25 protein-coding genes are annotated in these 25383 nt (G+C 45.8%); 23 read left to right on the top strand and 2 right to left on the bottom strand.

Translation table 11 applies throughout. The annotated features are described in order from the left end of the window. Positions 1 to 3: 3 nt before the first annotated feature. The 18 genes from EBO34_RS13925 (at position 4) to EBO34_RS13850 (ending at position 17254) form a co-directional block, all read left to right on the top strand. The gene (locus tag EBO34_RS13925; protein WP_122899568.1) at positions 4 to 1461 is read left to right on the top strand and encodes an NADH-quinone oxidoreductase subunit N; all 1458 of its coding nucleotides are present in this window, start codon (positions 4 to 6) and stop codon (positions 1459 to 1461) included. Between the two features lie 667 nt (positions 1462 to 2128). Continuing rightward, positions 2129 to 2389 carry a DUF1146 family protein gene (locus EBO34_RS13920; protein WP_122899566.1) on the top strand — a complete coding sequence of 87 codons (261 nt, stop codon included), beginning with the start codon at positions 2129 to 2131 and terminating at the stop codon, positions 2387 to 2389. A 159-nt stretch (positions 2390 to 2548) separates the two neighbouring features. Further along, entirely contained in the window at positions 2549 to 3331 is a 783-nt protein-coding gene (locus EBO34_RS13915) for a YwmB family TATA-box binding protein (protein WP_122899564.1), read from the top strand. 33 nt (positions 3332 to 3364) lie between these two features. Then, on the top strand, positions 3365 to 4690 hold the full coding sequence (gene murA / locus EBO34_RS13910; RefSeq protein ID WP_122899562.1) for a UDP-N-acetylglucosamine 1-carboxyvinyltransferase: 1326 nt from the start codon (positions 3365 to 3367) through the stop codon (positions 4688 to 4690). A 648-nt stretch (positions 4691 to 5338) separates the two neighbouring features. Further along, positions 5339 to 6379, top strand: a complete 1041-nt coding sequence (spoIID, locus tag EBO34_RS13905) for a stage II sporulation protein D (RefSeq protein WP_122899560.1) — start codon at positions 5339 to 5341, stop codon at positions 6377 to 6379. 177 nt (positions 6380 to 6556) lie between these two features. Continuing rightward, the gene (gene spoIIQ, locus EBO34_RS13900; RefSeq protein ID WP_122899558.1) at positions 6557 to 7342 is read left to right on the top strand and encodes a stage II sporulation protein SpoIIQ; all 786 of its coding nucleotides are present in this window, start codon (positions 6557 to 6559) and stop codon (positions 7340 to 7342) included. A gap of 1175 nt (positions 7343 to 8517) precedes the next feature. Then, positions 8518 to 8799, top strand: coding sequence for a sporulation transcriptional regulator SpoIIID (gene spoIIID, locus EBO34_RS13895; protein WP_122899556.1), 282 nt, complete (start codon positions 8518 to 8520; stop codon positions 8797 to 8799). Between the two features lie 405 nt (positions 8800 to 9204). Next, the gene (gene mreB, locus EBO34_RS13890) at positions 9205 to 10209 is read left to right on the top strand and encodes a rod shape-determining protein (RefSeq protein WP_122899554.1); all 1005 of its coding nucleotides are present in this window, start codon (positions 9205 to 9207) and stop codon (positions 10207 to 10209) included. Between the two features lie 60 nt (positions 10210 to 10269). Further along, a complete protein-coding gene (locus EBO34_RS13885; RefSeq protein ID WP_122899552.1) occupies positions 10270 to 11097 on the top strand; it encodes a flagellar hook-basal body protein in 828 nt (275 codons plus the stop codon). 21 nt (positions 11098 to 11118) lie between these two features. Then, complete coding sequence (locus tag EBO34_RS13880; protein WP_122899550.1) at positions 11119 to 11955, top strand: flagellar hook-basal body protein; 837 nt, start codon at positions 11119 to 11121, stop codon at positions 11953 to 11955. A 45-nt stretch (positions 11956 to 12000) separates the two neighbouring features. Then, on the top strand, positions 12001 to 12312 hold the full coding sequence (locus EBO34_RS13875; RefSeq protein ID WP_122899548.1) for a DNA-directed RNA polymerase subunit beta: 312 nt from the start codon (positions 12001 to 12003) through the stop codon (positions 12310 to 12312). Between the two features lie 285 nt (positions 12313 to 12597). Next, the gene (gene fabZ, locus EBO34_RS13870; protein ID WP_122899546.1) at positions 12598 to 13032 is read left to right on the top strand and encodes a 3-hydroxyacyl-ACP dehydratase FabZ; all 435 of its coding nucleotides are present in this window, start codon (positions 12598 to 12600) and stop codon (positions 13030 to 13032) included. A gap of 439 nt (positions 13033 to 13471) precedes the next feature. Continuing rightward, the gene (locus EBO34_RS13865; RefSeq protein WP_122899545.1) at positions 13472 to 13684 is read left to right on the top strand and encodes a hypothetical protein; all 213 of its coding nucleotides are present in this window, start codon (positions 13472 to 13474) and stop codon (positions 13682 to 13684) included. 154 nt (positions 13685 to 13838) lie between these two features. Further along, a complete protein-coding gene (locus tag EBO34_RS13860) occupies positions 13839 to 14075 on the top strand; it encodes a DNA primase (protein WP_122899543.1) in 237 nt (78 codons plus the stop codon). Between the two features lie 131 nt (positions 14076 to 14206). Continuing rightward, positions 14207 to 14362: a hypothetical protein gene (locus EBO34_RS20750; protein WP_183163884.1), complete on the top strand. Its 156-nt coding sequence runs from the start codon at positions 14207 to 14209 to the stop codon at positions 14360 to 14362. 99 nt (positions 14363 to 14461) lie between these two features. Then, the gene (locus EBO34_RS20745; RefSeq protein ID WP_183163883.1) at positions 14462 to 14608 is read left to right on the top strand and encodes a hypothetical protein; all 147 of its coding nucleotides are present in this window, start codon (positions 14462 to 14464) and stop codon (positions 14606 to 14608) included. 246 nt (positions 14609 to 14854) lie between these two features. Further along, positions 14855 to 15118: a DNA primase gene (locus EBO34_RS13855; protein ID WP_122899541.1), complete on the top strand. Its 264-nt coding sequence runs from the start codon at positions 14855 to 14857 to the stop codon at positions 15116 to 15118. Positions 15119 to 15718: 600 nt separating this feature from the next. After that, positions 15719 to 17254 (top strand): C40 family peptidase, encoded by a 1536-nt coding sequence (locus tag EBO34_RS13850; protein ID WP_122899539.1) that lies wholly within the window; start codon positions 15719 to 15721, stop codon positions 17252 to 17254. A 337-nt stretch (positions 17255 to 17591) separates the two neighbouring features. Here EBO34_RS13850 and EBO34_RS13845 read toward each other — a convergent pair whose 3' ends face one another. Then, positions 17592 to 18584 carry a C40 family peptidase gene (locus EBO34_RS13845; RefSeq protein WP_122899537.1) on the bottom strand — a complete coding sequence of 331 codons (993 nt, stop codon included), beginning with the start codon at positions 18582 to 18584 and terminating at the stop codon, positions 17592 to 17594. Positions 18585 to 18990: 406 nt separating this feature from the next. Next, positions 18991 to 19944 (bottom strand): C40 family peptidase, encoded by a 954-nt coding sequence (locus tag EBO34_RS13840; protein WP_122899535.1) that lies wholly within the window; start codon positions 19942 to 19944, stop codon positions 18991 to 18993. Positions 19945 to 20377: 433 nt separating this feature from the next. Here EBO34_RS13840 and pgsB point away from each other — a divergent pair, with 433 nt between their 5' ends. The 5 genes from pgsB to EBO34_RS13815 are packed head-to-tail and all read left to right on the top strand — an operon-like array spanning position 20378 to position 25298. Then, a complete protein-coding gene (gene pgsB, locus EBO34_RS13835) occupies positions 20378 to 21553 on the top strand; it encodes a poly-gamma-glutamate synthase PgsB (protein ID WP_122899533.1) in 1176 nt (391 codons plus the stop codon). Positions 21554 to 21571: 18 nt separating this feature from the next. After that, entirely contained in the window at positions 21572 to 22021 is a 450-nt protein-coding gene (gene pgsC / locus EBO34_RS13830; RefSeq protein WP_122899531.1) for a poly-gamma-glutamate biosynthesis protein PgsC, read from the top strand. A gap of 12 nt (positions 22022 to 22033) precedes the next feature. After that, a complete protein-coding gene (locus EBO34_RS13825) occupies positions 22034 to 23242 on the top strand; it encodes a CapA family protein (protein ID WP_122899529.1) in 1209 nt (402 codons plus the stop codon). Positions 23243 to 23260: 18 nt separating this feature from the next. Beyond that, positions 23261 to 25096 carry a gamma-glutamyltransferase family protein gene (locus tag EBO34_RS13820; protein WP_122899527.1) on the top strand — a complete coding sequence of 612 codons (1836 nt, stop codon included), beginning with the start codon at positions 23261 to 23263 and terminating at the stop codon, positions 25094 to 25096. Further along, complete coding sequence (locus EBO34_RS13815; protein WP_122899525.1) at positions 25089 to 25298, top strand: hypothetical protein; 210 nt, start codon at positions 25089 to 25091, stop codon at positions 25296 to 25298. The genes EBO34_RS13820 and EBO34_RS13815 overlap by 8 nt, the downstream gene beginning before the upstream one ends. Positions 25299 to 25383 lie beyond the last annotated feature (85 nt).

Here is a 25383-nt window from a genome sequence, read left to right as displayed (position 1 = left end):
CATATGCTTTCTTTTGATGCGGACTGGTCTTTAATGACCCCGGAGATTGTATTGGCAGCTGCTGCTTTACTCATCTTTACGATTGACTTTATGACAGGGATCAACGGGAAAAAGCCGTTCATCGGCCGCCTGAGTATCGTTGCTCTTCTGGCCACTGCGGCCCTGGTTCTGTTCTGGAACGGGGGGAATTCCGGAAGTATCGGTGATATGTTCGTCGTTGACCCGTTTTCGACCGCTTTTAAAATACTGATTCTCACAGGCACGGCCATTGTGATCGGAATCAGCATGTACTATCTTGACCGGCATCCCGATGTGTATCAAGGTGAGTTTTATTCTCTGCTTCTGTTCGCTTCTCTCGGGGCTATGCTCATGGTTTCATCGGCAGACCTGATTACACTGTTTATCGGTCTTGAAATTTTAAGTATTTCAGCTTACTGTATGGCCGGGTTTAAAAAGTACAGTAAGAAATCAACTGAAGCAGCAGTGAAATACGTTGTCCTGGGCGGGACCGCTTCCGCTTTCATTCTCTACGGAATGTCCTTTATGTATGGCCTGACAGGAACAACAAGCTTAGTAGAAATCGGTGCACAGATCGGTTCGCTGTTCGATGCGTATCCATTCCTTGTGATGATGAGCCTTTTGTTTATGCTCGTCGGATTCGGCTTTAAGATATCCGTCGTTCCGTTCCATATGTGGGCGCCGGATGTGTATGAAGGTGCACCGACGCCGGTGACATCCTTCCTGACGGTCATATCCAAAATCGCAGCTTTTGCCATCATCCTGCGCGTCTTTTTCACTGGATTTGGCGGCATTTATGAAGAATGGGGGTTTATTATCGCTATCGTGGCGGCGGTCACGATGATTGCCGGAAACCTCATTGCCCTTACGCAGCATAACGTAAAGCGGCTGATGGCATACTCGGGCATTGCCCAGGCGGGATATCTTCTCGTACCAATTGCCGCTTTTGTAACGCTTGATATGACAGTCAGTGTGATCTTGTTTTACGCTGTTGCGTACATGGTGATGACTCTAGGAGCCTTCGCTGTCATCACGATTGTGACCGAGAGCTCGGGCTCGGAAGACATCCTGAGCTTTTCAGGATTATACCGGCGCTCTCCTTTTCTCGCCATTGCCATGAGTGCATTCTTAATTTCTCTTGCCGGTCTGCCCGTTTCTGCCGGTTTTACCGGGAAGGCATGGATCTTCTTTCAGGCCATATCCGCAGACATGCTCTGGCTTGCGGTGATTATGATCGTGACAAGTATTGTTTCGTTCTTTTACTACTTCGGAATTATCAGGCAGATGTTTATGAAAGAACCAAAAGAGAAGGAGGGGCAGCTTCGGATCCCTGCTGGAATGTCGGGAATCGTAACCGTTACGCTGATTTTCACTCTGGGCCTTGGGATTCTGCCATTTTTACTGATTAACTTCTTTACGACGATGCAATGGATGGCGTTTTGAGTTAAATCCTGCATTGTTGTTTCTTGGTAAATACTAGATGAAGCCTAAGTACCCTTCGCTTTCCGCAGTGGTTTCTGGCGAGTTTCCTCACTTCGTTTGCGAGGTCTTACCTAGGTTCCGTATAAAGTAAATGTAAAATTCTTTTTAAATTGATCATTTAACCTCTTTGGCGTTGATTTCCCTTTCCGCTGGCCCTGGAATAATTGTAAATATTTTGTCGAGATGACGGACAGAAAAAGAACTCTCTCCACGGACAATGTTTTATGGACATTGTGGAGAGGGTTCTTTTTGTCGGTTGAACATACACAAAATTCAGGTAACGATGTAAACATTTTTGAATAAATGGAATAAATTATGTAAAAAAGAAGTCGATTTCATAAAAAATCCAGTTATTTTCAGTTTAGAAGTTTACATTCATGTTACAAGTGTTATGTAATATACTACAAGTCAATTTTAACCCCATTCGACAATGAATTGTGTACAAAACGTGACAAGGAGAAATTTACCTGAAAAAAGTGTAATTTAGGTAAAACAATCCATAGCATTTGAGTGTGATTTTCGTTAAGATAGTTTTTGTGAAGTTTTGTATAGACGAGTTGATAACGTTAAAAGTTACCACGTTTATCATAAGACTTCAAGCAGAAGACATTCAAAAAGAAAAAGAGCTATGGACGTTAGCGTTGGAGGTAATGCAGTTTTGGAACAGTTCGGTCAGCAGGCGTTGGTCAGTCTTTTTGTAAATATCACAGTTCTGGTCACAGTCTGGTGGGCTTTACAGACATTCAAGTGGGACTTGTTTGTATCAGACCCTGACGGCCCCAAGGCAAAAGCATTTGTTATCCTGATCGCCATCGCCATTACGCATTTGGTAAGCAGCTTCCTGTTGAACTACCTCAATTGGTCAACAATGCTACAGCACTTATTTTAAGTTTTATTTAAGTCATGATTTAGTACTGGAAATGAGCTCAGACAAGCTCGAAGATTGTCGTGTATTAGCTTTAAATTCCATGTATGTCCCCCTTCTGAGAGGTAACAATGCTAGTAAGAAGTAACGTGCGAAACGTTATATCCGGGGGAGAGAAAAAACATGGGGAAATACACGGTTGTCACAGGGAGTCTGATATTGATTTTCCTGCTATGGATCGGAGTAGCTCAAGGAAACGAAAATTTGGACAAAGACGTAATAGCACAATCACCAATACAAACAATACAGCAGATGAACGATAAAATGACGGAAAATACCATTCGTACAAGTCGTTGGCACATTTACGCCAGAAACAATGACCCGAATACGATGACGAAGAGTACGTTTGAAGAATTTGTTCAGCAGAATAAAGGACAGCTGAGTATGTTCGATTGGGCAAAGATTACGTACGAAAATGGAAATGAGGTTTGGGAAGGGATAAGAACGGATATTAACCAAACTGTAACGGAAAGAGTCACCTTAACGTCTATACGTGTTGCAGATGATGAATATCAGGCTTATCACACCTATAACGCATCAATGATCCCCATCAAACATGATGGAAACACCGAGTTCTCAATGCTTTTTGACAACGTTCAATCACCTGAATGGCTGCAGCAATCAGAATTTTTTGTTCGTGCAGAAGGCGTATTACCCGAGAACAGCGCAGACGATTTTGAAAAATGGGGAACAGAGATTACACAAACATTTTCCGCAAATGTAGTTGAATCCTTACAAGAAGCATCATTCGTTTCAATTTCCGCATATGCCCCTTTTTTAGGGACACCTCTTGAAGCGAACGGCGAACCGATGAACTTACAGATCGCTCTAAGGAAGAATGAACAAGGATTGGGCGGTGAAACAACCGTCACAATTGGCACGCCAATAATTACGGCTGAATATTAATAACTATAGAAACTGGACGCGGAGGGGAATACGTTGGAAAAAATTATTGTCCGCGGCGGCAGGCAGTTGAGCGGCACAGTTCGCATTGAAGGTGCGAAAAACGCCGTATTGCCGGTCATCGCAGCATCTATACTCGCCAGCAAAGGGAAGAGCAAGATTTATGATGTTCCAGCTTTAGCTGATGTATACACGATCAATGAAGTTTTACGAAACCTTAACATTGATGTTAATTACGAAAACGGCGCCATTGACGTGGACGCTACAAAAGCACTGAAAACGGAAGCACCGTTTGAATATGTACGTAAAATGAGAGCATCTTTCCTTGTAATGGGACCGCTTCTTGCAAGAGTGGGCCACGCCCGTATTGCACTCCCTGGTGGCTGTGCAATCGGATCACGTCCGATAGACCAGCACCTGAAAGGCTTTGAAGCCATGGGAGCGAAAGTGGAAATCGGTAATGGCTTCATCGAGGCCAAAGTGGAAGATAAGCTTGTGGGGAACAAGATCTACCTTGATTTCCCAAGTGTAGGTGCAACTGAGAACATCATGATGGCTGCTTCAATGGCTGAAGGTACAACGATCATTGAAAACGCAGCAGAAGAGCCGGAAATTGTTTGTCTTGCAACGTACTTAAACTCCATGGGAGCAAAGGTGCGCGGAGCAGGTACAGGTACGATCCGCATTGAAGGTGTGAAAGAACTGACCGGAGCAGAGCACACAATTATTCCGGACAGAATCGAAGCAGGTACCTTTATGGTTGCGGCGGCGATCTCTAAAGGTAACGTGCTTCTTGAGAACGTAGAGCCTGAACATTTACGCCCGCTCATTTCCAAGCTTAACGAAATGGGTGTCATCATCATCGAAGAAAGCGACGGGATCCGTGTTATCGGTCCTGAAAAACTCAAGTCTGTAGACCTGAAAACAATGCCTCACCCTGGTTTCCCAACGGACATGCAAGCCCAAATGATGGCGCTTCTGCTTCGTGCTGAAGGAACCAGCGTGATCACGGAAACGGTATTTGAAAACCGCTTTATGCACGTGGAGGAATTCCGCCGCATGAACGGTAACATCAAAATCGAAGGCCGTGCTGCCATTGTATCGGGACCAAATGAACTGCAGGGAGCTGAAGTTTCTGCGACGGACCTTCGTGCCGGAGCTGCCCTTGTTGTAGCAGGCCTTGTGGCTGACGGCTACACAAGAGTAACAGAACTTAAGCACATCGACAGAGGTTATGTTGACTTTGCAGGTAAATTGAAAGCACTTGGCGCAGACGTAGAGCGTATTTACGAAGCGCAGGAAAATGAACTTGAAAATCTTGAAGCACCGGCTCCATTAAAGATGGATCCGAACTTTGCATAAGAAATAATATTATTGATTATTATTATGACCCTGAGCACCCCGCGTGCCAGGGTTTTTCTTTGTGTTCACTGTTATAGATACCCTGCCTGAAGCAATATAGAGAATGCTCCACGGAAGGGAAGACAGTGGCCGGAGGTGCTTCACAGCACCACCGGGAATCTCCTGGTAGTGGGTTGCATCTTCAACATAGGGGGAGGTTCACCGTTGGCACCTGTTCCGGAAAAAGCTTACTTAAAACCATAGCAGCTTATTTAAGGTAACAGCAATTAAAATACATATATTGAAATTTATGTTTGTTATCACTCGACATTATTTTCAGGGAAATAATCGAATGGAAGGGAAATTTGCGGAGTTGCACTGAGTAGGTAAAGCGTATAAATCTTAAGAAGGGAGCCTCACCATTTACCTGCACCCTGCTGCATCAAGGGAAATGAAGAGAAGGGATAGTAGGACATAGATCCACGGAAACCGGCTCTTTTCACAGCCTCTATCTTTTCTATTAATTTAAAGAAACTAGTATAAAATCCCGCCTGCCTGTTCTAACTAGTAATAAGAAAACATAGATATGTATCAGAAGTGGGCAAGTCAGATATAGCAAGAATCTACATTATTCTTCATTACAGTTGGAAGGGACGGGAGCGTGTAGGAATGAAGCAATTTATATTTGTCGGAATTATTCTCATGGGGGTCATCTTAGTGATTCCCTCCCTGCTTGTTGTCTGGTTTGCAGGAGATGAGCCTGAGCAGGCGGCACAGGAAGCAACAGCCTCAATCGACTCGCTGCAACAACAGGAGGAGACTCAGAGCGCCCAGAGCGCTGGTGGAGAGCTGACAGTCTCAGTTTTCAGATCTCAGAGTGAAACCATTGAAGAAGTGGATTTCGAAAGCTACATTGCTGGTGTAGTTGCTTCAGAGATGCCGGCCTCTTATGAAAAGGAAGCATTAAAGGCCCAGGCGCTCACAGCACGCACCTATATTATCAGGCAGCTGACGAGTCCGAGTGACGTCAACATTCCCGAGGGGGCCGATGTGACCGATACGGTCATGCATCAGGTTTTTCAGGACCAGGAAGAGCTTAAAGCGAGACATGGAGACAACTATGAAGATATGATGGCCAAAATTGAAGAAGCGGTTGCTGAAACTAAAGGAGAGGTCATCACATTCAACGGCAGCCCGATTACTGCAACGTTTTTCTCGACGAGCAACGGTTATACAGAAAACTCGGAAGAATACTGGGAAAATGAAATTCCTTATTTGCGCAGTGTAGAAAGTCCGTGGGATAAAGAATCACCTCGATTTAGCGGGGAGCGTACATTCACGGTTCCAGAATTTGAATCAACTCTCGGTGTAAGCGTGGCCGGCATATCGGGCAGCGCTATAGGTGAAATAACAGAGCGTACAACCGGCGGACGTGTAGGGAAGGTCCGTTTTGGTGATACAGAATTCACTGGAAGGGAGATCCGCGATAAACTCGAATTGGACTCAAGTGACTTTACGATCACCCGTAACGGAACTGAAATTGTTGTTACTACTAGAGGCTGGGGCCACGGCGTGGGTATGAGCCAGTTTGGAGCAGACGGGATGGCCAAGGAAGGAAAGACTTATCAGGACATCATTCATCACTACTACAAGGACGTTCAGATCACAGAGGCCGAAAACATACTGGGCAGCTTTACAGCCAAAAAATAATTGTCGGGGGTCTGTCCCCCGACAATTTGCATTTTACTGTTGACATAGGGGAATGCCCGTTTTTCAAAGGTTTGAGCATGTATAGGAAGGTGGAGGGGACAGGCTTCAGAACTTTTTTCTGAATAATGTATAAACTGTTGACAATTTGATCAGAATGGTTGCTGAGGTGATGATCAAATGAATCAAGAAGAAAAACAAGTTTCCAAAGTGGAACAACTTAAGGCGAATCTCAAACGCCTGATGAAAAAACGTTTTACAATGCCGGCTCTTTACTTAACGCTTGCTGCAGTCGTAATTACAGGTTTTATCTGGCTAACATCTACAAGTGAAGATCTTACGCAGGATCCAACGCAAGACTCTGAGTTTGATATTGTTCAGCCAGGGGACGATGAAGATGCTACACCTGTAGCGGTGCAAAACGAAGTGTTTGAAATGCCGGTACTTGATGAAAACGAAGTAAGTGTCGTAGGAAGCTTTTATGACTATGAGTCTTCTGTTGACGAGCAAGTAGATGCCTTAATTCAGTACAATAATTACTACTACCAAAATAAAGGTGTCGACTTTGCATCTGATAACGGAGAAAGCTTCGATGTGACAGCAGCCATGAGTGGTACAGTTGTTAAAGCTGAAGAAGACGCGTTGTTCGGACAAGTGGTTCACGTAGAACATGATGATGACATCCTGTCTATCTATCAAAGCCTTGAAGGCGTACTGGTAGAAGCGGGTCAGACTGTGAAACAAGGTGACGTAATGGCAAGAGCCGGACGTAACCTGTATAACACAGATGCTGGTGTTCACCTGCACTTTGAGATCCGTAAAGACGGTGTTCCGGTAAATCCACTGGAGTACATGGAGCAGCCAATCGCTTCTCTCCCGGATGTTGACGAGGATCAGGCGGCACAAGAGCCTGGAAGTGAAGAACTTCCGGAATCAGTTGTCGAAGATCTCAGACAGGAAGACTAGTTACGGGATCAGGTTAAGTCAAGGTTTCACTGGAATCCAGGCTCATGCCGGAATTCCAGACGTAAACAGGCACTGAATACAGCAAATGAAGCACCAAAAGAAAAAGCGTAAAACGCAGCTTTCCATATTGCCAACCAGTAAGCTAGTTTTAATTCCAACTAAACCGATAAAGTAAAACCCTAAAGGAAGTACCTTCAATACTTCCTTTAGCAGTCACAATCTCATGTGACACCCTCAGCAGCAGCCCCCACCGCGTCCGGGGGCTGCTGTTTTTATGTGTGCAAAATTTATAGTTTGAGAAAAATTAAGTTTTTTCGAATGAATATAAATATCCAATTTTTCTTTATTTTAAGTTCCTTTCGTATGGGGTTTTCTAAAAATCAGTTGTTGATTTACGCTCATTGCGCTCCCTTTCAGCGGGCGGCTCGATCCTCAGCGCTGCGCGCTTACGGGGTCTCCCCGGAACTCGCTCTTCCCGCAGGAGTGTCGCGCATTCACTGCAATCAACATTTTTAAAACAAATGGTATTTAACAAAGTTTCTTAAAAGATTGTTGTTGAACATCACTTCAGCCTCCTTGAGGAAAACAGGCCTGCGGGTCCTTAAGTTCCATTTTTTTCACTTCTTCCTCTAGTGACGTGCTGTGTATGTGTCTAAGCAAATCAACGTTCATCCGATATATATGCTCGGTGCTGTAGTCAATTCCTCCGCTTCGTTTCTTATTATGAAAAAGTAATCATATTTTTTCGGATATGAAAAAAATCGATGCAGTTGGAATGGCCGAAGACTCCTGCGGAAGTGGGGGCCAGGGTGAGGCCCCGCAGGGCGAAGCCTGAGGAGGCTCGCCGGCACCTCCGCGGAAAGCGAAGGGCATTCCGGCTGCATCAACCCTCTTCAAGGGTCTGTCCCCCGAACAATTGTGTAAAACATCGAAAACGCCTTGACGAGACAGGGATTTTACATCTTCTGTGATTTTTGTGCATATCTAAGCAAGCTCGTTAATAAAATTTAACAAACCTTACCACATTGACAAGGTCGTTCAAGGAGATAGCGAGTGCTGACAGGCAACCTGTTTGGAACTTGGGAACGCAACCACCAGCAGCAGGAATAGCATCTATGGGTGGCTGTCTTTTTCTCCGTCTTTTTGAACCTAGAAACATTAGGGAGGCGAGAGGTGTGCACGATTACATCAAAGAGAGGACAATCAAGATCGGTAGGTACATCGTCGAGACGAGAAAGACAGTACGAACCATCGCAAAGGAATTCGGCGTTTCCAAAAGCACGGTCCACAAAGATCTGACCGAGCGGCTGCCTGAAATCAACCAGGAACTGGCGAATGAAGTAAAAGAAATTCTCGAGTACCATAAATCCATTCGTCACCTTCGCGGAGGAGAAGCAACAAAAGTGAAGTACAAAAAGACTCATGTGGGAAAAAAGATGGCGGAAACGAAAGCGTAAACGCCACGTTTCTCTTTAACCACCAAAGAGCGCCCGTTATTGACCTGAAAGAAGGATGCAGCTAAACACGATCCTGTCTGGCTTTTGTATAGTGTGAAGCCGGATGTACTTCAGCCTGCGCGCTCAGGCGCTGATAAATCGTTGGAGATGCAGGAAACCTTGACTAATCCGCTATCCCTATCTTAACGGTGTAAAAAAAGCCCGGCACAACCAGAAAAGGACGCATCATCGTAAAACCGGAACTTCGTTTTGCACCCATCCTTTTTGAGGGTTTTTGTACAAAAATTTCATGAAACTCCCACCTTATTCTGACAAATTGTGATAAAATTAAACATTGGATACTTTATCTACAATGAACGGAATATAAAAAGGCGCAAATATACAATATCAGGGAGGAAAAATGAAATGTTTGGTAGGGATATCGGAATAGATCTCGGTACAGCTAATGTACTTATTCACATGAAAGGGCGGGGGATTGTTCTTAATGAACCATCCGTTGTAGCCATTGACACAAACACAAAACGAGTATTGGCAGTCGGTTATGAAGCTTTCCGCATGGTCGGACGTACGCCCGGGAACATCGTGGCGCTCCGCCCGATGAAGGATGGTGTTATCGCTGATTTTGACATGACTGAATCAATGCTTAAGCACTTTCTTGATAAAATAAAAGTCCGTAACTTTTTCTCCAAACCAAGAATCCTCATCTGCTGCCCGACCAACATTACTTCCGTTGAGCAGAAAGCGATCCGGGAAGCTGCAGAAAAAAGCGGCGGCAAATCCATCTTTATTGAAGAAGAACCGAAAGTGGCAGCGATCGGCGCCGGCATGGATATTTACCAGCCATACGGAAACATGGTGGTCGACATCGGCGGAGGAACAACGGACGTAGCTGTCCTTTCCATGGGCGATATCGTAACAGCTTCTTCCATAAAAGTAGCCGGAGACCGTTTTGACCACGACATCCTGAATTACATAAAGAAAAAATACAAGCTTCTCATCGGCGAACGTACTGCCGAGCAGATTAAATTTGAAGTAGGAACTGTATCACCTGAGGGTCGTAACGAAGAAATCGATATCCGCGGACGCGATATGGTGAGCGGACTGCCAAGAACGATTACCGTCACCTCCCAGGAAATCAGCGAATCCCTTGAGGAGTCGGTCTACCATATTGTACAAGCGTCCAAGACTGTTCTTGAGCAGACACCACCGGAACTTTCAGCAGACATTATTGACCGCGGGGTCATCCTCACCGGAGGAGGCGCGTATCTTCACGGCATGGACGAGCTTCTCGCACAGGAGCTAAAAGTACCGGTTTTCGTAGCCGAAGAGCCGATGAACTGCGTCGTGAACGGAACAGGAAAACTCCTGCATAACCTGGACCGCCTGTCTAAACGGGGAATTAAAGTCTGATACCGACCTTGCCGATAAAAGAAAGAGACGAATCTTTTTACGAAACAGAGGTGTAATACCATGCTCAGAGGACTTCACACAACGGCATCAGCCATGATTGCCCAGCAGCGCCGTCAGGAAATGCTTACTGATAATTTAGCAAATGCGAATACACCAGGGTTTAAAGCAGATCAAGGCTCGCTTCGGACGTTTCCTAACATGCTCATTCAGGCCACAGGAACCGACCATTCCCGGCGGTTTGGATCAAACCACGTAGGAGAGCTTGCAACTGGCGTTTATATGCAGGAACGAACACCGGATTTTACCCAGGGCGACATTCAGGAAACGGGCAATGTCACTGATCTTGCGCTGCTTCAGGGGAACGTTCCGGTTAACGAAGAGACAGGACAGGCTGCAACGCTTCTATATACTGTGGAGTCTGATGACGGCACCATCCGTTACACCCGAAACGGAAACTTCACCGTTGATGGCGCAGGCTTTTTAACAACGTCACAGGGAAATTACGTTCTTGACAGTGAGGGAGAGCGGATCAACACAGGGAATGAGCAATTTACCGTGAACGAATGGGGAGAAATCCTGACCGGGCCAGATCAGCAACCACTGACCCAGCTTAACGTTGCCATCGTCCCTGATCCGGCCCAGTTGGTTAAAGAAGGGAACGGCCTTCTTCGCTACGAAGGGGAAGAACCCCCGGTTACAGCGGTCAACAACGATGATGCTGAGTACCAGATCCAACAAGGGTTTATTGAACGATCGAACGTGGACGCAGCCCGGACCATGACCGAAATGATGGCTACGCTGCGCTCTTTCGAAGCAAACCAGCGCATGCTGCAGTCCTATGATAAAAGCATGGAGCGGGCAGTGAACGATGTAGGCAGAATCGGGTAATGAAAAGGAGGTGCATCCACTGTGAATCAAGCAATGATTAACTCAGCCGTAACGCTCGGACAGCTCCAGCACAAAATGGACACCACCGGGCACAACCTGGCAAACATGAATACATCAGGATATAAACGGCGGGACGTCAGCTTTTCCGACCTGTTATTCCAACAGGTCAATAATCAAACCTCCCAACAGTACGAAACAGGAAGGCAGACACCGGCAGGGATCCGCACCGGAACGGGGGGAGCCGTAGCCCAGACAGCCGTCCGCTTCGAACAGGGATCCATCTCCCAGACAGGCCGTGATCTTGATGTTGCCATCACGGAACCAGGCTATTATTTTGAACTCGTACCAGGAGAAAACGGCGAACGGCGCTTCACCCGTGACGGTGCCTTTTATCTGTCACCAAATCCGAACAACCAAGCCGAGAACTTCCTCGTCGACCGATCCGGCGAATACATACAGTCACAGGATGGCCAGCCCATCACGATCCCGGGCAGCTTCCGTGACCTGAGAGTGAGTGAATCCGGCGAAATCCAGGTCACACTGAATGATGGGGAAAATACAGAGGTTACTGCAGGACAATTGCAGCTTGTTTCTATTACAAAACCGCAGCTCTTGGAAAGTCACGGGGGAAATTATTATGGACTCCCTGATTTAGATGAGCTTAACCTCGGGATCGATGACGTTCTCACAGAGACCGCAGGCACACAAGTGTTCCAGCAGGGGGCTCTTGAGATGTCCAACGTGGACATGGCCAAAGAAATGAATGATATGCTTCAAACGCAGCGGGGATATCAGTTTAATACCCGTGCCATTTCGATCACTGATGAGATGATGGGACTTGTAAACAACATCCGTTAAAGCTACAATGTGTAGAGAGAACCATTGTAAACAAGGAGTTTATACATGACCAAAGAGAACGAAACACATCATATGACTCGTGAAGAGATAAGGAAACAAAAACACGAGGCGCAGGAACAGGAAAAAGTCCGGAAGAAGGAAGAAAACATTTCCAGGAAGATACCCGGACGAATCCGGTTAATCCCAATCTGGCTCCGCTTGATTCTGGTGGTTATCTTCTTGTTTATCAGTCTGGCAGCCGGTGCCATGATCGGCTACGGCGTTGTAGGCGACGGTAACCCTGCCGATGTCTTTGAAAGAGACACCTGGTATCACATAGTGGATATTATCTATAAGGATACAGATGTACCTGAATAACTTTCATCCCCTGGCCGCACCCGCGCCAGGGGTTATTTTTTTCTTCCAGCGGGTGCGGGTGCGTGGGCCTAAACGTAAAAAGATAGGGACTAACTGTAAAAAAGCTCGTTATAACTGTAAAATAGCAGGAGCGAAACGTAAAAAAGACGGATGTAAGTGTAAAAACCAGTGCAACTCCTCGTTCACCACTCAATAGTAACAACGGGCTTTTACAAACCGACAAAAAAAAGATAAACTAAACGTAGTTAAAAATTAAAACCAGCATATAAGAGGAGGTACTAACTCATGTTAAATACAGAACAAATCAAAGAAATCATTCCTCACCGATATCCTTTTTTACTTGTCGACCGGATTCTTGAAGTGGAAGAGGGGAAGCGCGCGATCGGAATTAAAAACGTCACTGCCAATGAAGAATTTTTCAACGGCCATTTCCCTGAGTACCCGGTTATGCCTGGAGTATTGATTGTGGAGGCCCTCGCTCAGGTAGGTGCTGTCGCCATTCTGAAAAAAGAAGAAAATAAAGGCCGCCTTGCCTTTTTTGCCGGTATTGATAAATGCCGCTTTAAAGGCCAGGTAACACCAGGAGACCAACTCCGCCTCGAAGTTGAAATGACACGACTGCGGGGCAGTATCGGGAAAGGCAAAGCCGTTGCCACAGTTAACGGCGAAACCGTTGCAGAAATGGAAATGATGTTCGCCCTCGGCGACAAACAGGAATAATCCGCAATCCACAGAGGAGGGGCAAAAGGTGAAAAAACACACCTTTTGTCCCCTCCTCTTTCTTCATGTCAAATTCCCCCGCCTTAATCAAACGTTTAATTAATCTCCAAAAGTTCGGGGGTCTGTCCCCAAAAAATTCCACTAATCCTATTGACATGGCTTCATCCGACAAATAATTACCACAAACGAAGAGACAAAATGCGCACTGCCGCAATCTTACAAACAATTGTGCGGGGACAGCCCCCCCCATTTTGGCTAACATTTTATGGGTGAGACTTTGGGAGGATGCTGTGAGAATGTGTGATTGTGTGTGAATACTGTCTTTTTACGTTTGGGATTGGAGGAAAGGTGATATATCTCGAGTAGAGTCACTGATCACAGCAAATTAAAAAGCTGGACTCATATTCGAATTATTTTTACCGGACAGGAGGCTGATTCCGTGAAAAGAAAAGCCTTATTAACAGCAGCATCTTCACTTCTTGCCGTTGGTGTTCTGGCCGCATGCGGTGACCAGGAGCAGGAAGTTGACGTTGATGATAGTGATGCCGATACAGGTGTAGAAGAAGACACTGAGGATAACGGCGGCGACGCTGATGTTGACGCAGATGTTGATGTTGAGGGTGACATGGAAGAAGACGGTCAAGAAGAATAACAAGTCCCACATGCTGCATTGCATGACTAAAAGATAAACAGATCACAATAAGCAGAAGTGGCATTCATTGATTCATGATCAGACACAATCACTCAGTCATATGAGCATCCAGATAAACACAAAAATACTTTTAAAAAATCAGGAGGAATTTAAAATGAAGAAAAAATTATTACTTTCAGTACTTTCCGGAGTTTTAGCCATTGGAGTATTAGGTGCATGTGGTGACACAGAAGAAGATCCAGGTATGGAAGAAGATCCGGGCATGGAAGATGACGGTATGGAAGATGACGGTATGGAAGATGACGGCATGGAAGACGATGGCATGGAAGATGACATGGAAGATGACGACATGGGTGACGATATGGAAGAAGACGACGAAATGGATGAATAGTCCTGATTTAGTCTAAACTATACTCTACAGTGTCCCGGCATTGCCGGTTAACATGTATATTACCTTTTTCCGGTATACTATTTAAGCCGGATGGTTTTGAATCATTTCAATTCTTCAAGGAGGAATAAGTAATGAAGAAAAAACTGTTCTTATCTGTACTGGCAGGAGCAATGTCCCTTAGCGTTCTCGCTGCCTGCGGAGGCGATGTAGACGACCCGGGTATGGAAGATGACCCGGACATGGAAATGGAAGATGACATGAATGATGACATGGATGGCGACACTTAATCCAATCACCTGACATTGAACCGGGGATTTTTGCCCCATAACCCTTATTCGTATAGAACAACCAACACGACCACTACATCTTAGAAGGAGGGACAAGTTATGAAAAAGAAAGTATTACTTTCTCTTTTAGCCGGAGTTTTATCCATTGGAGTCCTGGCAGCTTGCGGAGACGCTGAAGAAGATCCGATGCAGGATGACCCAGGCATGGAAGACGACGGCGGCATGGACGACGAAGGCGATTATTAAGCCTTCCCGCTTAAGTTATCCTAAGGTGTGGGGGGAATCCCCTGCATCTTTCCATGAGAAAACGCATTTTGGTAAAATCTCAAAATGTGCAAAAAACTTGCAAGATCTATTGCAGTTGGTTTTTTCTCGCGTTATGATGATTCCGACGTTGAAACACAGCGTCCATCGAAACAGGGATCTCGCTAACATCCCAAACACTAAAAACAACAACCATCTTGGAATGGTACAACTAGGAGGAATTTAATCATGAAGAAAAAGCTTATGCTTTCAGTATTATCAGGAGTACTAACAGTAGGAGTTCTCGCAGCATGTGGAGATGCTGAGCAAGACCCAGCAGAAGACGACATGGGCGATGACACTGGTGTAGAAGAAGATGCTGACATGGAAGATGACGGCATGGAAGATGACGGCATGGAAGACGACTTCGAAGAAGAAGACGATCTTGAAGAAGACGATGAGTTTGACATGGAAGATGACATGGAAGAAGACGACGAAGACGCTGACATGTAATCCGGGCTTAACCCACCCAGGCATTACACTCTAACCCTTTAATTTATACAACCCTAACTCTCTAAATAACCCATCCCTGGGTGTCCTGAGGCCTAACCCCCCTCGCTCACCCGGGGCAAGGATAAACAAATCCTTACTGTGAATAACACTTGTAACGCACGTTCAACCTATATTCTCTCCCAATTCCCCCTTAATTGAAGATAAATATAATGAACGTGAAAAGACCAGGGCCTCAACCACCCTGGTCTTTTTTTGTATTCTTTTTAGTCTGTAAAAGCAGAAACCTGAAGCATTAAAACCCAAAAGCTTTTACCTGAAATACATAAAAAAGTCCCACCTTTACAAAGGGGAAAACAAACACAGGTATTCCTTTCTTATAAGTCCCAAACAACCCTTAACCACAATCCTTCCAAGCTAAACCTGATCCTTTTGAAATTTGACTTAAAGATAAAAAAGTCCCGCCATGAACCGTTACCTTATTCGGTTGTTTCTGATAGTGTACAAATGGTATTGAATCTCACCAACTGCAGGGGTAAAATTAAGTATAAAATAAGCCAAATTTAGCCAATTAAAACATAAAATAAGAGGAGCGGTGTAATAATGTCATTGTTGTCGTCGAAAAAAGCAATTGTTACAGCTTCAGTTGCTGTGGCAGGAGTTGTATTTGCGGCTCCATCAGCTACAGAAGCATCATTTGGTGAACGAACCCTTCATTTTGGTATGAATAATAATGATGTCAAAGTACTGCAGGAAACACTGAAGGAAAAAGGATTTTTTCAATTCCACACGGCGACAGGCTTTTATGGTGAAGTGACCCGCAAAGCTGTAACTGATTTTCAAAAAGCAAACGGACTTACGGCTGACGGTATCGCCGGTCCTCAGACATTTGGAGCGCTAAAAAGTAATTCATCCTCCAACGGCAGCTCTCAACCTGCCCGACAGGAGGCTTCAAAAACAATCCCTGACACCCAGCTCCTCAGACAAGGATCTTCCGGCAGTGCGGTTACACTGCTTCAGGAAAAACTAAAAGAACTGGGGTACTATACCGGCTCGGTAAGTGGCAGCTTTCAGGCTGGTACAAGAGAGGCTGTCCTTGCTTATCAGCAGGCAAACAGCCTGCTGCGTGATGGTATTGCCGGTCCACAGACAATCGGTCACATGAATAGTGGAAAAGGGAAAGCATACAGTCCGGAGCAGCCGTCTTCGTCAAATGGCTCAAAAAATTCCGGCTCACTGCCTGCCAACACCGTTCTTCGTTTAAATGACAAAGGGTCTGCAGTAAGTGAACTGCAGGAAAAGCTAAAAACACACGGATTTTACAATTCCGGTGTCACAGGTACATATGGTACGATAACCCGCCAGGCCGTGCGGGACTTTCAAGAGGCAGCAGGTATAGGAGTAGATGGCATTGCCGGCCCTCATACTTTCAGAGCCCTTGAAAACTGGACAGGCCAAAGCCAGAATGGCAACTCAGGCAATAACAATTCAAACTCAGGCTCAAATAACAGCAGTTCTGCATCAACCCTTAGAGAAGGGGCGGAAGGTACGGCGGTGACAGAGCTTCAGAACCAGTTGAGGACGCTTGGCCTGTTCCATGTGCAGCCGACAGGGTATTATGGCTCGATTACAAAAGAATCAGTAAGGAAGTTCCAGCAGCAGTGGAACCTTACAGCTGATGGTATTGCTACGAAAGCTACAATTCAAAAGCTGAATGAAGTGGCAGAAATACATAGGAAGAGTGCTGAGAACAGTTCCTCCCAGCCGTCAAGAGGAAGCTTTCAGGTATTAAACCTGATCGCGGATGCATCAACATTCCTTGGAACGCCTTATGTGTGGGGCGGGGCTTCTCCTACCGGTTTTGACTGCAGCGGTTTCATCCAGTATGTTTTCAAGCAAAACGGGCTTACAGTACCCCGTACAGCTGCCCAGCAGTACAACTTTGGTAAAAACGTGAGTAAGCCGCAAGTAGGGGATATTGTTTTCTTTGAGACCTACACATCGGGTCCTTCTCATAACGGTATTTATATCGGAAACAATCAATTCATTCATAGTGGTTCATCCACCGGTATCACGATTGCTAATCTGAATACAAGCTACTGGAGCCAGCGTTACCTGGGAGCTAAACGTCTTCATTAACAAAAAGCGCCTTGCCGATTGAACCCGGCAGCGGCGCTTTTTTTGTGCTCGAAAAAAGAAATAGCCCGTTGTTTTTATGTGTACACACCAGAAAGACAAATGTTTGCAGAAATTAATCAAAAGGTGAAACTTTTTTGACATCAGGCTCGTCTATTATAGTAAGAGTGTGAAAGGGTGTGACCTACCTTTTCTTTTCTCTTCTCCCATTATTAAAGGCGCCCGTCTCGTCCACGGGCGCCAAGTGTAACAATGATTATTATGTTTAAAGCTATATAGTCAGGGTAGATTAAATGTAGGGTTGATTTGTGTAGTTAAGCTGCATTTAGTTTAAGATATTTTAGAAACGTCCTGCTCCAAGGTATCGTGGTCCCCAGTAAGTGTTGTTCATATCTGCAACAACAACCCCTGTTGACGATCCTGAGTGGATGAATTGTCCGTTACCCAAGTAGATACCCGCGTGTGAAGGGCCTGTACGAGTTTCGAAGAATACAATGTCTCCTACTTGTGGAGAAGACACCCGTGTGCTCGCGCTCCACATTTGAGCTACAGTTCTTGGAAGGCTTTTGCCGTTTTGAGAGAATGCGTAATTAATGAATCCACTGCAGTCAAAGCCTGATGGGCTTGTCCCGCCCCATACATAACGAGCGCCAACTTGACTTCTCGCAGTTGAAATGATGTTTTGAACACTGCTATTTGCAGAAGTGGAAGTTCCAGTGTTTGATGTGCTGTTGCTTGAACGACTTGTGCTAGCTGATTTTACTACAGTTTCACCATTTAATGCACGGTAAGTCTGTGGTCCTGCGATTCCGTCAGCAGTAATACCGGCTGAGCGTTGGAAGCTGCGTACCGCCTGTGCTGTCTGAGGTCCGAAAACGCCGTCAGCAGAACCTGCACTGTGGCCAACAGAATTCAATGCGTCCTGAAGACTGCGTACGCCTGCACCTCTTGAACCTTGGCGAAGTGTTCCGTTAAATGAGATCCAATCACCTGATCCGGAAGATACAGATGTTGACCCTGAGTTAGAAGAAGAACTGTTGTTGCCACCAGATACGTTCATTGCGCTGAACGTTTGTGGACCAGCGATGCCATCAACAGCAATTCCTGCGTCTCTTTGGAAATCACGAACGGCTTGACGGGTAATAGAACCAAAGTAACCTGTTGCCGTATGGAAACTGAAGTGACCTTCTGAGCGTAATTTCTCCTGTAATTCTTTTACATCCCCGTGATTCATACCTTGACGTAAAGTCTGATCCCCTAATGCTGCGTCCGCTGCCTGCGGTGCCAAGAAAACCCCACCTGCTAATGCTACACTTAATACAACCTTTTTCATTCTAATCTCTCCCCTTAATCCTATGTGTTTATAAAATTGTTTAAATCTCCCTGTGTTGTACAATAGTAACTATACAAGAGCTTTTTACATACGACAATAGTATTTGATAATTCGATATATAACGTTAAACAGTCTGTAAAATTTGTAACATTAGCAAATAATTTGGCGAAAATATGCATCAATAAGACGAAAAAACCAGTACTTTAGTCACTTCCATAAATGAAAGAACTGTATATCTACTTTTCTCTGGATGGGTAAAGTGTCCTACAAACCCATATATTAACAGTTTCGTTTGTAAAAAGACGCCTGTCTCGTCCACAGGCGTCTATAAAAATCATGTTTGCATTTCGCTACAAGAGGGTAGCGTATAAAGGTACAAGTTTTTCATTTTACGGAATATCGTTTTTTACAGTCGGCCGGCACCCAGGTAACGTGGGCTCCAGTAAGAGCTGTTCATATCTGCGATCGTTACACCAGTAGATGATCCCGCATGGATGAACTTTCCGTCCCCAAGATAAATACCAGCGTGTGACGGACCGGAAGTGTAAGTTTCAAAGAACACAAGATCCCCGCGCTGCGGAGTAGAAACAGATGTTGCGGCATCGTGAATGGTTGCTACTGTTCGTGGAATGCTTTTGCCGTTTTGCGCAAATGCATACTGAAGGAAGCCGCTGCAGTCAAATCCTGAAGGGCTTGTCCCGCCCCATACATAAGGCGTTCCTTCTAAGCTTTTCGCAGTAGAAATGATGCTCTCAACAGTGCTGGATGCAGAACCACTGTCTGAAGAGCTGCCAGTGCTCTCTGATTTAACAACAGTCTCACCATTTAAAGCCTTATACGTTTGTGGTCCGGCAATACCGTCTGCGGTAATCCCAGCGTCACGCTGGAAGCTGCGAACAGCCTCAGCAGTTTTAGGACCGAATACACCGTCAGCGGAGCCTGCGTTGTGGCCAAGAGAATTTAAAGCGTCCTGAAGGGTAGTAACACTTGCACCACGTGAACCTGAACGCAGTGTTCCATTATACGTAATCCAGTCACCTGAGCCGGAGCTTACGTTTGAAGAGCTGCTTCCCCCGCTTACACCCATGGCGTTAAACGTCTGCGGTCCTGCAATGCCGTCTACATCAATCCCTGCGTCACGCTGGAAATCACGAACCGCCTGGCGGGTGATAGAACCGAAGTATCCTGTAGAAGTATGGTATGTAAAGTGACCTTCAGAGCTTAACCGATCCTGTAATTCTTTTACATCCCCGTGATTCATACCCTCACGTAAAGTCTGATCTCCCAAAGCTGCGTCCGCTACCTGTGGAGCCAAGAATACTCCACCTGCTAGTGCTACACTTAATGCGACCTTTTTCATTATTCTCTCTCCCCTTAATTTATGTTTTTTATATAATTGTCTCTCTCCCTGTCTTGCACAGTTGTAACTATACAAAAGCTTTAAAAGTCCTACAATACTTTTTGAAGATTCGATATATAACGTTAAACGGTCTGTAAAGTTTGTAATATAAACAAATAAAACCGCGAAACTATAGGTCGAATTGTCACAGGAAACAGGTCTAAAGACCCTTTCTTTGCCTGATCGCGCCTCTCTCTTTTTTCCCTCTCTCACATTCACTTTTCCTGATTAAATAGTTTCAAGAAATAATTGTTAATGAAAAAATTGAATATAAGATGAGTGAATCAACCAGAAAAACCCATACTAACGGTAGAAAAATCATTCCATTATTTAGATAAGATTCAGGACATACTAACGGAAATCGAATGGATTAGAGAAGCGGGAGGACCCCAACATGTTATTAATTCCACTCTCATGTGTGCTTTTGTTCGTCTTCGGCGTCTTAGAACGAAAACGCCACCAGCGAAACGTTGACAGTATCCCGGTCCGGATAAACATTAACGGTGTCAGAGGGAAATCCACTGTCACCCGGCTGATTACAGGGATCATGATGGAGGCAGGGTACAAAACCATCGGAAAAACAACCGGAACCCAGGCAAGAATGATCTACAATGACCGTGAAGATCCGATCATCAGGGATCCTGAAGGACCGAACATCCGTGAACAATTAAAAGTAATGAAAAGTGTTTCAAATGAAAACACAGAAGTGCTAGTAAGTGAATGCATGGCGGTCAACCCGGATTATCAGAAAGTATTTCAGAATATTATGCTTCAAGGAAATATCGGTGTGATTGTAAACGTCCTTGAAGACCACATGGATGTCCTCGGTCCTACTATTGATGACGTCGCCAGATCCTTTACCGCAACAATTCCGTATAACGGCCACTTAATCGTAAATGACGGGCCGTACCAGGATTTTTTTAAAGAGATTGCGGCAGCACGGAACACAAAAGTAATTGTGGCGGACACGTCAACGGTTTCAGAAGATTACTTGAGAAAATTTGAGTATATGATGTTTCCTGATAACGCAGCTTTGCCTCTTGCGGTTGCAGAAGCGATGGACATTGACCGTGAGACGGCTCTAAAAGGCATGCTGAATGCACCGCCCGACCCGGGAGCCATGAGAATTCTGAAGACAGGGAATCCTGAGCGTCCGTCCTACTTTTTCAATGGCTTTGCAGCAAATGATGCTTCTTCAACACTGAACATCTGGAAGCGGGTAAAAGAGCTTGGGTTTCCATCGGATCATCCGATTGTCATTATGAACTGCCGAAAAGACAGAGTGGACCGCTCGGAACAATTTGCCCGTGACGTACTGCCAAACCTGGACATCGGGACTCTTGTTGTTATTGGAGATCTTACCTCCCCAATCGAACAGGCCTACAGAGACGGGACCATTGAGGCAGATGAATTTATCAATTTAGAAGGCCGCTCCACTGAAGACATCTACAACGAGCTTCAGAAGATAATGGATCGCTCGTCCGTTTTCGGAGTAGGGAACATCCACGGAGCAGCCGAGCCTCTGGTGGAGAGAATTCAGGCTGAACATCATGAGGAACATGCATCTTAGAAAGGGAGGTGGCATCCAGTGTTTGGAGCCGATTTATATATCACATTGGTTGTCGGAATTGTACTAAGTTTGATTTATGCAGAAAAAGCAGGAGCTCTGCCGGCGGGGATTATTGTCCCGGGGTATCTGGCCCTGATTTACGATCAGCCCTTTTTCCTTATGTCTATCTTCTTTATCAGCTGTGCCATTTACTTTCTGGTTGTTCATGTGTTCTCGAGGTTCACGATTCTTTACGGACGCCGGAAATTTGCAGCGATGCTCCTGACAGGTGTTGTACTCAAGCTTGCCTTTGACTTCTTCTATCCAGTGTTTCCATTTGAGATTTATGAACTGCGTGGAATCGGGGTCATTGTACCGGGACTCATTGCCAACTCATTTGAAAAACAAGGTGTCTACATAACCGTGACGAGCACCATGGTCCTCAGTGGACTCACGTTTTTAATCATGACCATCTACTACATGTTTTAAGGCGGGTCAATTATGAAAAATAAGCGTTATCTAACGAAAAAAGAAAAGCTCCTTGCACTTACAAAAAGACATAAAGAAAAGGCAGACAAGCACGCACTCGTGTTTCTTATTGCTCTTTTTCTGCTGATCACACTCGGTCAGATTGTAAGCTTTGCTCAGATACCTGATGTTGAAAAAGACGAGGAATCGGTTGTGACCGGGACCGTTGTAGGAGACCTCATGTTCGGACGCTATGTGGAAGAGGTAGTGTCCAGAAAAGGGTTTGATGAGCTGTTTACATTTGCAAAGCCGTATTTTGATGCCTCAGACTATGTGAGCGGCAATTTCAAGCAGACGATCATCGATATGCCAACAAGTGCCATGGAAAATAAAAACGGCGATACCCTTGAAAACATTACGGAGAACGAAAACAAGCAGATGATATTTTCTACCACCTATGAAAGTGTGGAATCCCTTATTAACCAGGGATTTACGAACGTAAATCTTGCCAACAACAATCAGTTTGACTTTAAATATCTCGGCTTTCGCAACACGTTAAATGTCTTTGATTTATATGAAAATGAAATCAGCTATGTAGGGGCAGGAGTCAATACAGAGCAGGCAATTACACCGGCAGTGCAGGAGATTAACGGGACAATGGTGGCGACGGTCGGCTTCACAGATATCTATGCGCCTAACCACGCGGTGGACCAGGACCGTTCCGGCGTGCTTACGACCCGCCGGCTTGCTGATGTCTACGAAGCTGTCCAGCTTGCCGAAGAGCAGGCTGACTTTGTAGTTGTTCATGCCCACTGGGGAGAGAACTTTAACAACCGCATCTTCTCCAGACAGCGGGAGATTGCCCACTACCTTGTCGATCTCGGCGCGGACTTGATTGTCGGACACTACTCTCACGTAATCAGCCCGATGGAGGTATATGAGGACAGTCTCATTTTGTACGGTGTCGGCAACTTTATCTCAGACCAGGGGTGGTCAAGAACCTCAGATGCTCTCATTACCCAGTTTCATTTATTTGAGGACGGCAAAAAACAGTATATTTTTTCACCCATGATGATCAGAGAGGCGACTCCGCTTCCTGCTACAGAGCCTTTTGGCAGCATTCAGAAGCAGCGGATCTTCAGAACCCTCACGAAAGAACTCGGAAGCGATGTCAACGCGTGGCGGGATGACGGTAAGCTTTACCTTGAGATTGGTGGAAATGACGAGGGAGATTCCCTGTAAAAGAAAGGAGTGAGACGGATGCGCCTTCGCTTTGCAACAAACATCATCGGAACTGTTTTAATCATCGTCTTTTTAATCGCCGGCTTTAATGAAATTGAGTTCACCCAGAACCAGGGTCTGCAGGAAGATGATGATATCCCGGAAGAGGAAATCGCCAGTGGTGAACAGTCGTATGGTGTAAGTGCTGCTCACCCATATGCTGTTGATGCAGGGATGAAAGTCCTCAAAGAAGGAGGCAACGCGGCAGACGCCTTTATCGCGGTCTCTTTCATGCTCAATGTCGTCGAACCTTATGGCTCGGGCATTGGGGGAGGAGGCTCACTCCTTTATTACGACCCCCAGTTCGGTGCAGCTCCACAATACCTTGACTACAGGGAGACAGCACCCTATAACATTCCCACGGCTGAACAGTACGGCAGCAGCTTTGGGATCCCGGGCTTTTTAATCGGGATGAGCACCGTCTTTGATAACTATGCTTCCGGAAACCTGAGCTTTGCAGACCTTCTCGAGCCGGCCATTCAAATTGCCGAAGAGGGATTTGAAGTAGACCGCTATTTAGCCGGACGGCTTGTCCATGCCCAGTACAGAATGGACCCTTCCCAGATTCCTCACTTTTATGAAGGGGCAGAGACAATCCAGAGCGGAGGCCTCCTTGTGCAGGAAGAGCTGGCGGAAACCCTTCGGACAATACAGGAAATGGGCCCCCGCCAGTACTTTTTGGAAGTACTCGCACCGGCAATGGAACAGCGTTACCCTGGCCTGACGGTAAACGACTTTCAGCAATATCAGGTTAAGCAGCCTGAACCGGTCACCGGCACGTTTCAGGGATACAGTGTTTACAGCGCTCCTGCACCTCTGGCAGGACCGACGCTTATTCAGCTTCTCCAGGCTTCGGAATATCTGGATTTAGAGGAAATAAAAGAAAATGAAAACGATGACGAATCGTGGTATCTTACTTATGCAGAGCTTCTTTCGAGGGTACAGATTGAAGCCTACAACGATCGTCTGCAGTTTATTGCGGACCCTGATTTTAATCAGGGGAACCAATGGGAAAACCCGTTTCTTGAGAATCTGAACCGCCTCACATCAGAGGAATATGCCCAGGAACTGGCCGCAGATGCCAGGGAAGGAGTCGTTTCAGAAGAGATGGAAGACGACGCCCCGGCCATGACAAACAACCATAACAATACCAGTCATTTTGTAATCGTGGATAAAGAAGGACGGATGATCTCTGTGACCCACACCCTGAGTAACTTTTTCGGCTCGGGTCAGTATTTCGGAGGCTACTTCCTGAACGATCAGCTGAGCAACTTTAACCAGTCACCGGAATCAATCAACCGCTATGAACCGGGCAAAAGGCCGAGAAGTTTTATGGCACCGACCATTCTGGTGAGCGAGGAAAAAGGAGTTCTCGGCATGGGTTCCCCGGGTGGGGCCCGTATTCCGAATATGCTCGCCCAGACACTGATTCAAAAGGAAATCTTTGATTACGGCCTGAAAGCAGCCGTCGAACAGCCGCGCTTCCACTTTGATGACCGGATTGACCGTACTGGTGAAATCGGTGTGTTCGTGGATTACAAATTCCCGTCGGACTGGCAGGTGGACCTGGAAGCCCGCTTAAATGACCGGGAAGACATTGAAGGCTGGATTGTTCAGCAGGACGACAGTGATATGTTCTTTGGCGGCATTCAGGCAATGCTTATAGATACGTCAAACGAAATTCTCTACGGGGCATCAGACCCTCGCCGGGGAGGAAAGTGGGAAGCGAGCGATCCGGAAAAAGAAGAGGAAGAAGACACAGACTTCTTCGATCAGGACGATATTCAGGAAGAGGAGGGACAATACGATGAATAGCAAGTGGTTGCAAAAATACGGGTCATTACTTTTTCTCGTCATTGTTTTTGCCTTCATGGCCTTTTTCAGGCACGACATCGACCTCACGGACAATGAAGAGCGCATGACAGAAAACTACTTTGACCACCACGTAGGTGATGACTCAGATACCAGTGACGACATCATCACCTCACCGGAAGAAGACGCCGGAACAGAGAGCTGAACCTCTTCCGGAAACCCCGCTGCCGATGATTTGGCACCGGGGTTTTTGGGCTGTTGGGGGAGGGGGGATTCTAAGTTCGGGAGGA

It is taken from the genome of Alteribacter keqinensis (genome assembly GCF_003710255.1).
Classification (GTDB): Bacteria; Bacillota; Bacilli; order Bacillales; family Salisediminibacteriaceae; genus Alteribacter; species Alteribacter keqinensis.
The sequence above is the reverse complement of the archived record's forward strand: the minus strand, read 5'-3'. Positions and strand labels throughout refer to the sequence as shown.

What these genes read in the sequence shown, in the direction of transcription:
- EBO34_RS20750 (WP_183163884.1), top strand. Translation starts at nt 14,207, where the DNA reads ATGAAGAAAAAACTGTTCTTATCTGTACTGGCAGGAGCAATGTCCCTT.
- EBO34_RS13840 (WP_122899535.1), bottom strand. Translation starts at nt 19,944, where the DNA reads ATGAAAAAGGTCGCATTAAGTGTAGCACTAGCAGGTGGAGTATTCTTG.
- EBO34_RS13825 (WP_122899529.1), top strand. Translation starts at nt 22,034, where the DNA reads ATGAAAAATAAGCGTTATCTAACGAAAAAAGAAAAGCTCCTTGCACTT.
- spoIIQ (WP_122899558.1), top strand. Translation starts at nt 6,557, where the DNA reads ATGAATCAAGAAGAAAAACAAGTTTCCAAAGTGGAACAACTTAAGGCG.
- EBO34_RS13820 (WP_122899527.1), top strand. Translation starts at nt 23,261, where the DNA reads ATGCGCCTTCGCTTTGCAACAAACATCATCGGAACTGTTTTAATCATC.
- fabZ (WP_122899546.1), top strand. Translation starts at nt 12,598, where the DNA reads ATGTTAAATACAGAACAAATCAAAGAAATCATTCCTCACCGATATCCT.
- EBO34_RS13920 (WP_122899566.1), top strand. Translation starts at nt 2,129, where the DNA reads ATGGACGTTAGCGTTGGAGGTAATGCAGTTTTGGAACAGTTCGGTCAG.
- spoIID (WP_122899560.1), top strand. Translation starts at nt 5,339, where the DNA reads ATGAAGCAATTTATATTTGTCGGAATTATTCTCATGGGGGTCATCTTA.
- EBO34_RS13860 (WP_122899543.1), top strand. Translation starts at nt 13,839, where the DNA reads ATGAAGAAAAAATTATTACTTTCAGTACTTTCCGGAGTTTTAGCCATT.
- EBO34_RS20745 (WP_183163883.1), top strand. Translation starts at nt 14,462, where the DNA reads ATGAAAAAGAAAGTATTACTTTCTCTTTTAGCCGGAGTTTTATCCATT.
- EBO34_RS13885 (WP_122899552.1), top strand. Translation starts at nt 10,270, where the DNA reads ATGCTCAGAGGACTTCACACAACGGCATCAGCCATGATTGCCCAGCAG.
- EBO34_RS13855 (WP_122899541.1), top strand. Translation starts at nt 14,855, where the DNA reads ATGAAGAAAAAGCTTATGCTTTCAGTATTATCAGGAGTACTAACAGTA.
- EBO34_RS13845 (WP_122899537.1), bottom strand. Translation starts at nt 18,584, where the DNA reads ATGAAAAAGGTTGTATTAAGTGTAGCATTAGCAGGTGGGGTTTTCTTG.
- EBO34_RS13815 (WP_122899525.1), top strand. Translation starts at nt 25,089, where the DNA reads ATGAATAGCAAGTGGTTGCAAAAATACGGGTCATTACTTTTTCTCGTC.
- EBO34_RS13915 (WP_122899564.1), top strand. Translation starts at nt 2,549, where the DNA reads ATGGGGAAATACACGGTTGTCACAGGGAGTCTGATATTGATTTTCCTG.
- mreB (WP_122899554.1), top strand. Translation starts at nt 9,205, where the DNA reads ATGTTTGGTAGGGATATCGGAATAGATCTCGGTACAGCTAATGTACTT.
- pgsB (WP_122899533.1), top strand. Translation starts at nt 20,378, where the DNA reads ATGTTATTAATTCCACTCTCATGTGTGCTTTTGTTCGTCTTCGGCGTC.
- EBO34_RS13875 (WP_122899548.1), top strand. Translation starts at nt 12,001, where the DNA reads ATGACCAAAGAGAACGAAACACATCATATGACTCGTGAAGAGATAAGG.
- EBO34_RS13925 (WP_122899568.1), top strand. Translation starts at nt 4, where the DNA reads ATGCTTTCTTTTGATGCGGACTGGTCTTTAATGACCCCGGAGATTGTA.
- EBO34_RS13850 (WP_122899539.1), top strand. Translation starts at nt 15,719, where the DNA reads ATGTCATTGTTGTCGTCGAAAAAAGCAATTGTTACAGCTTCAGTTGCT.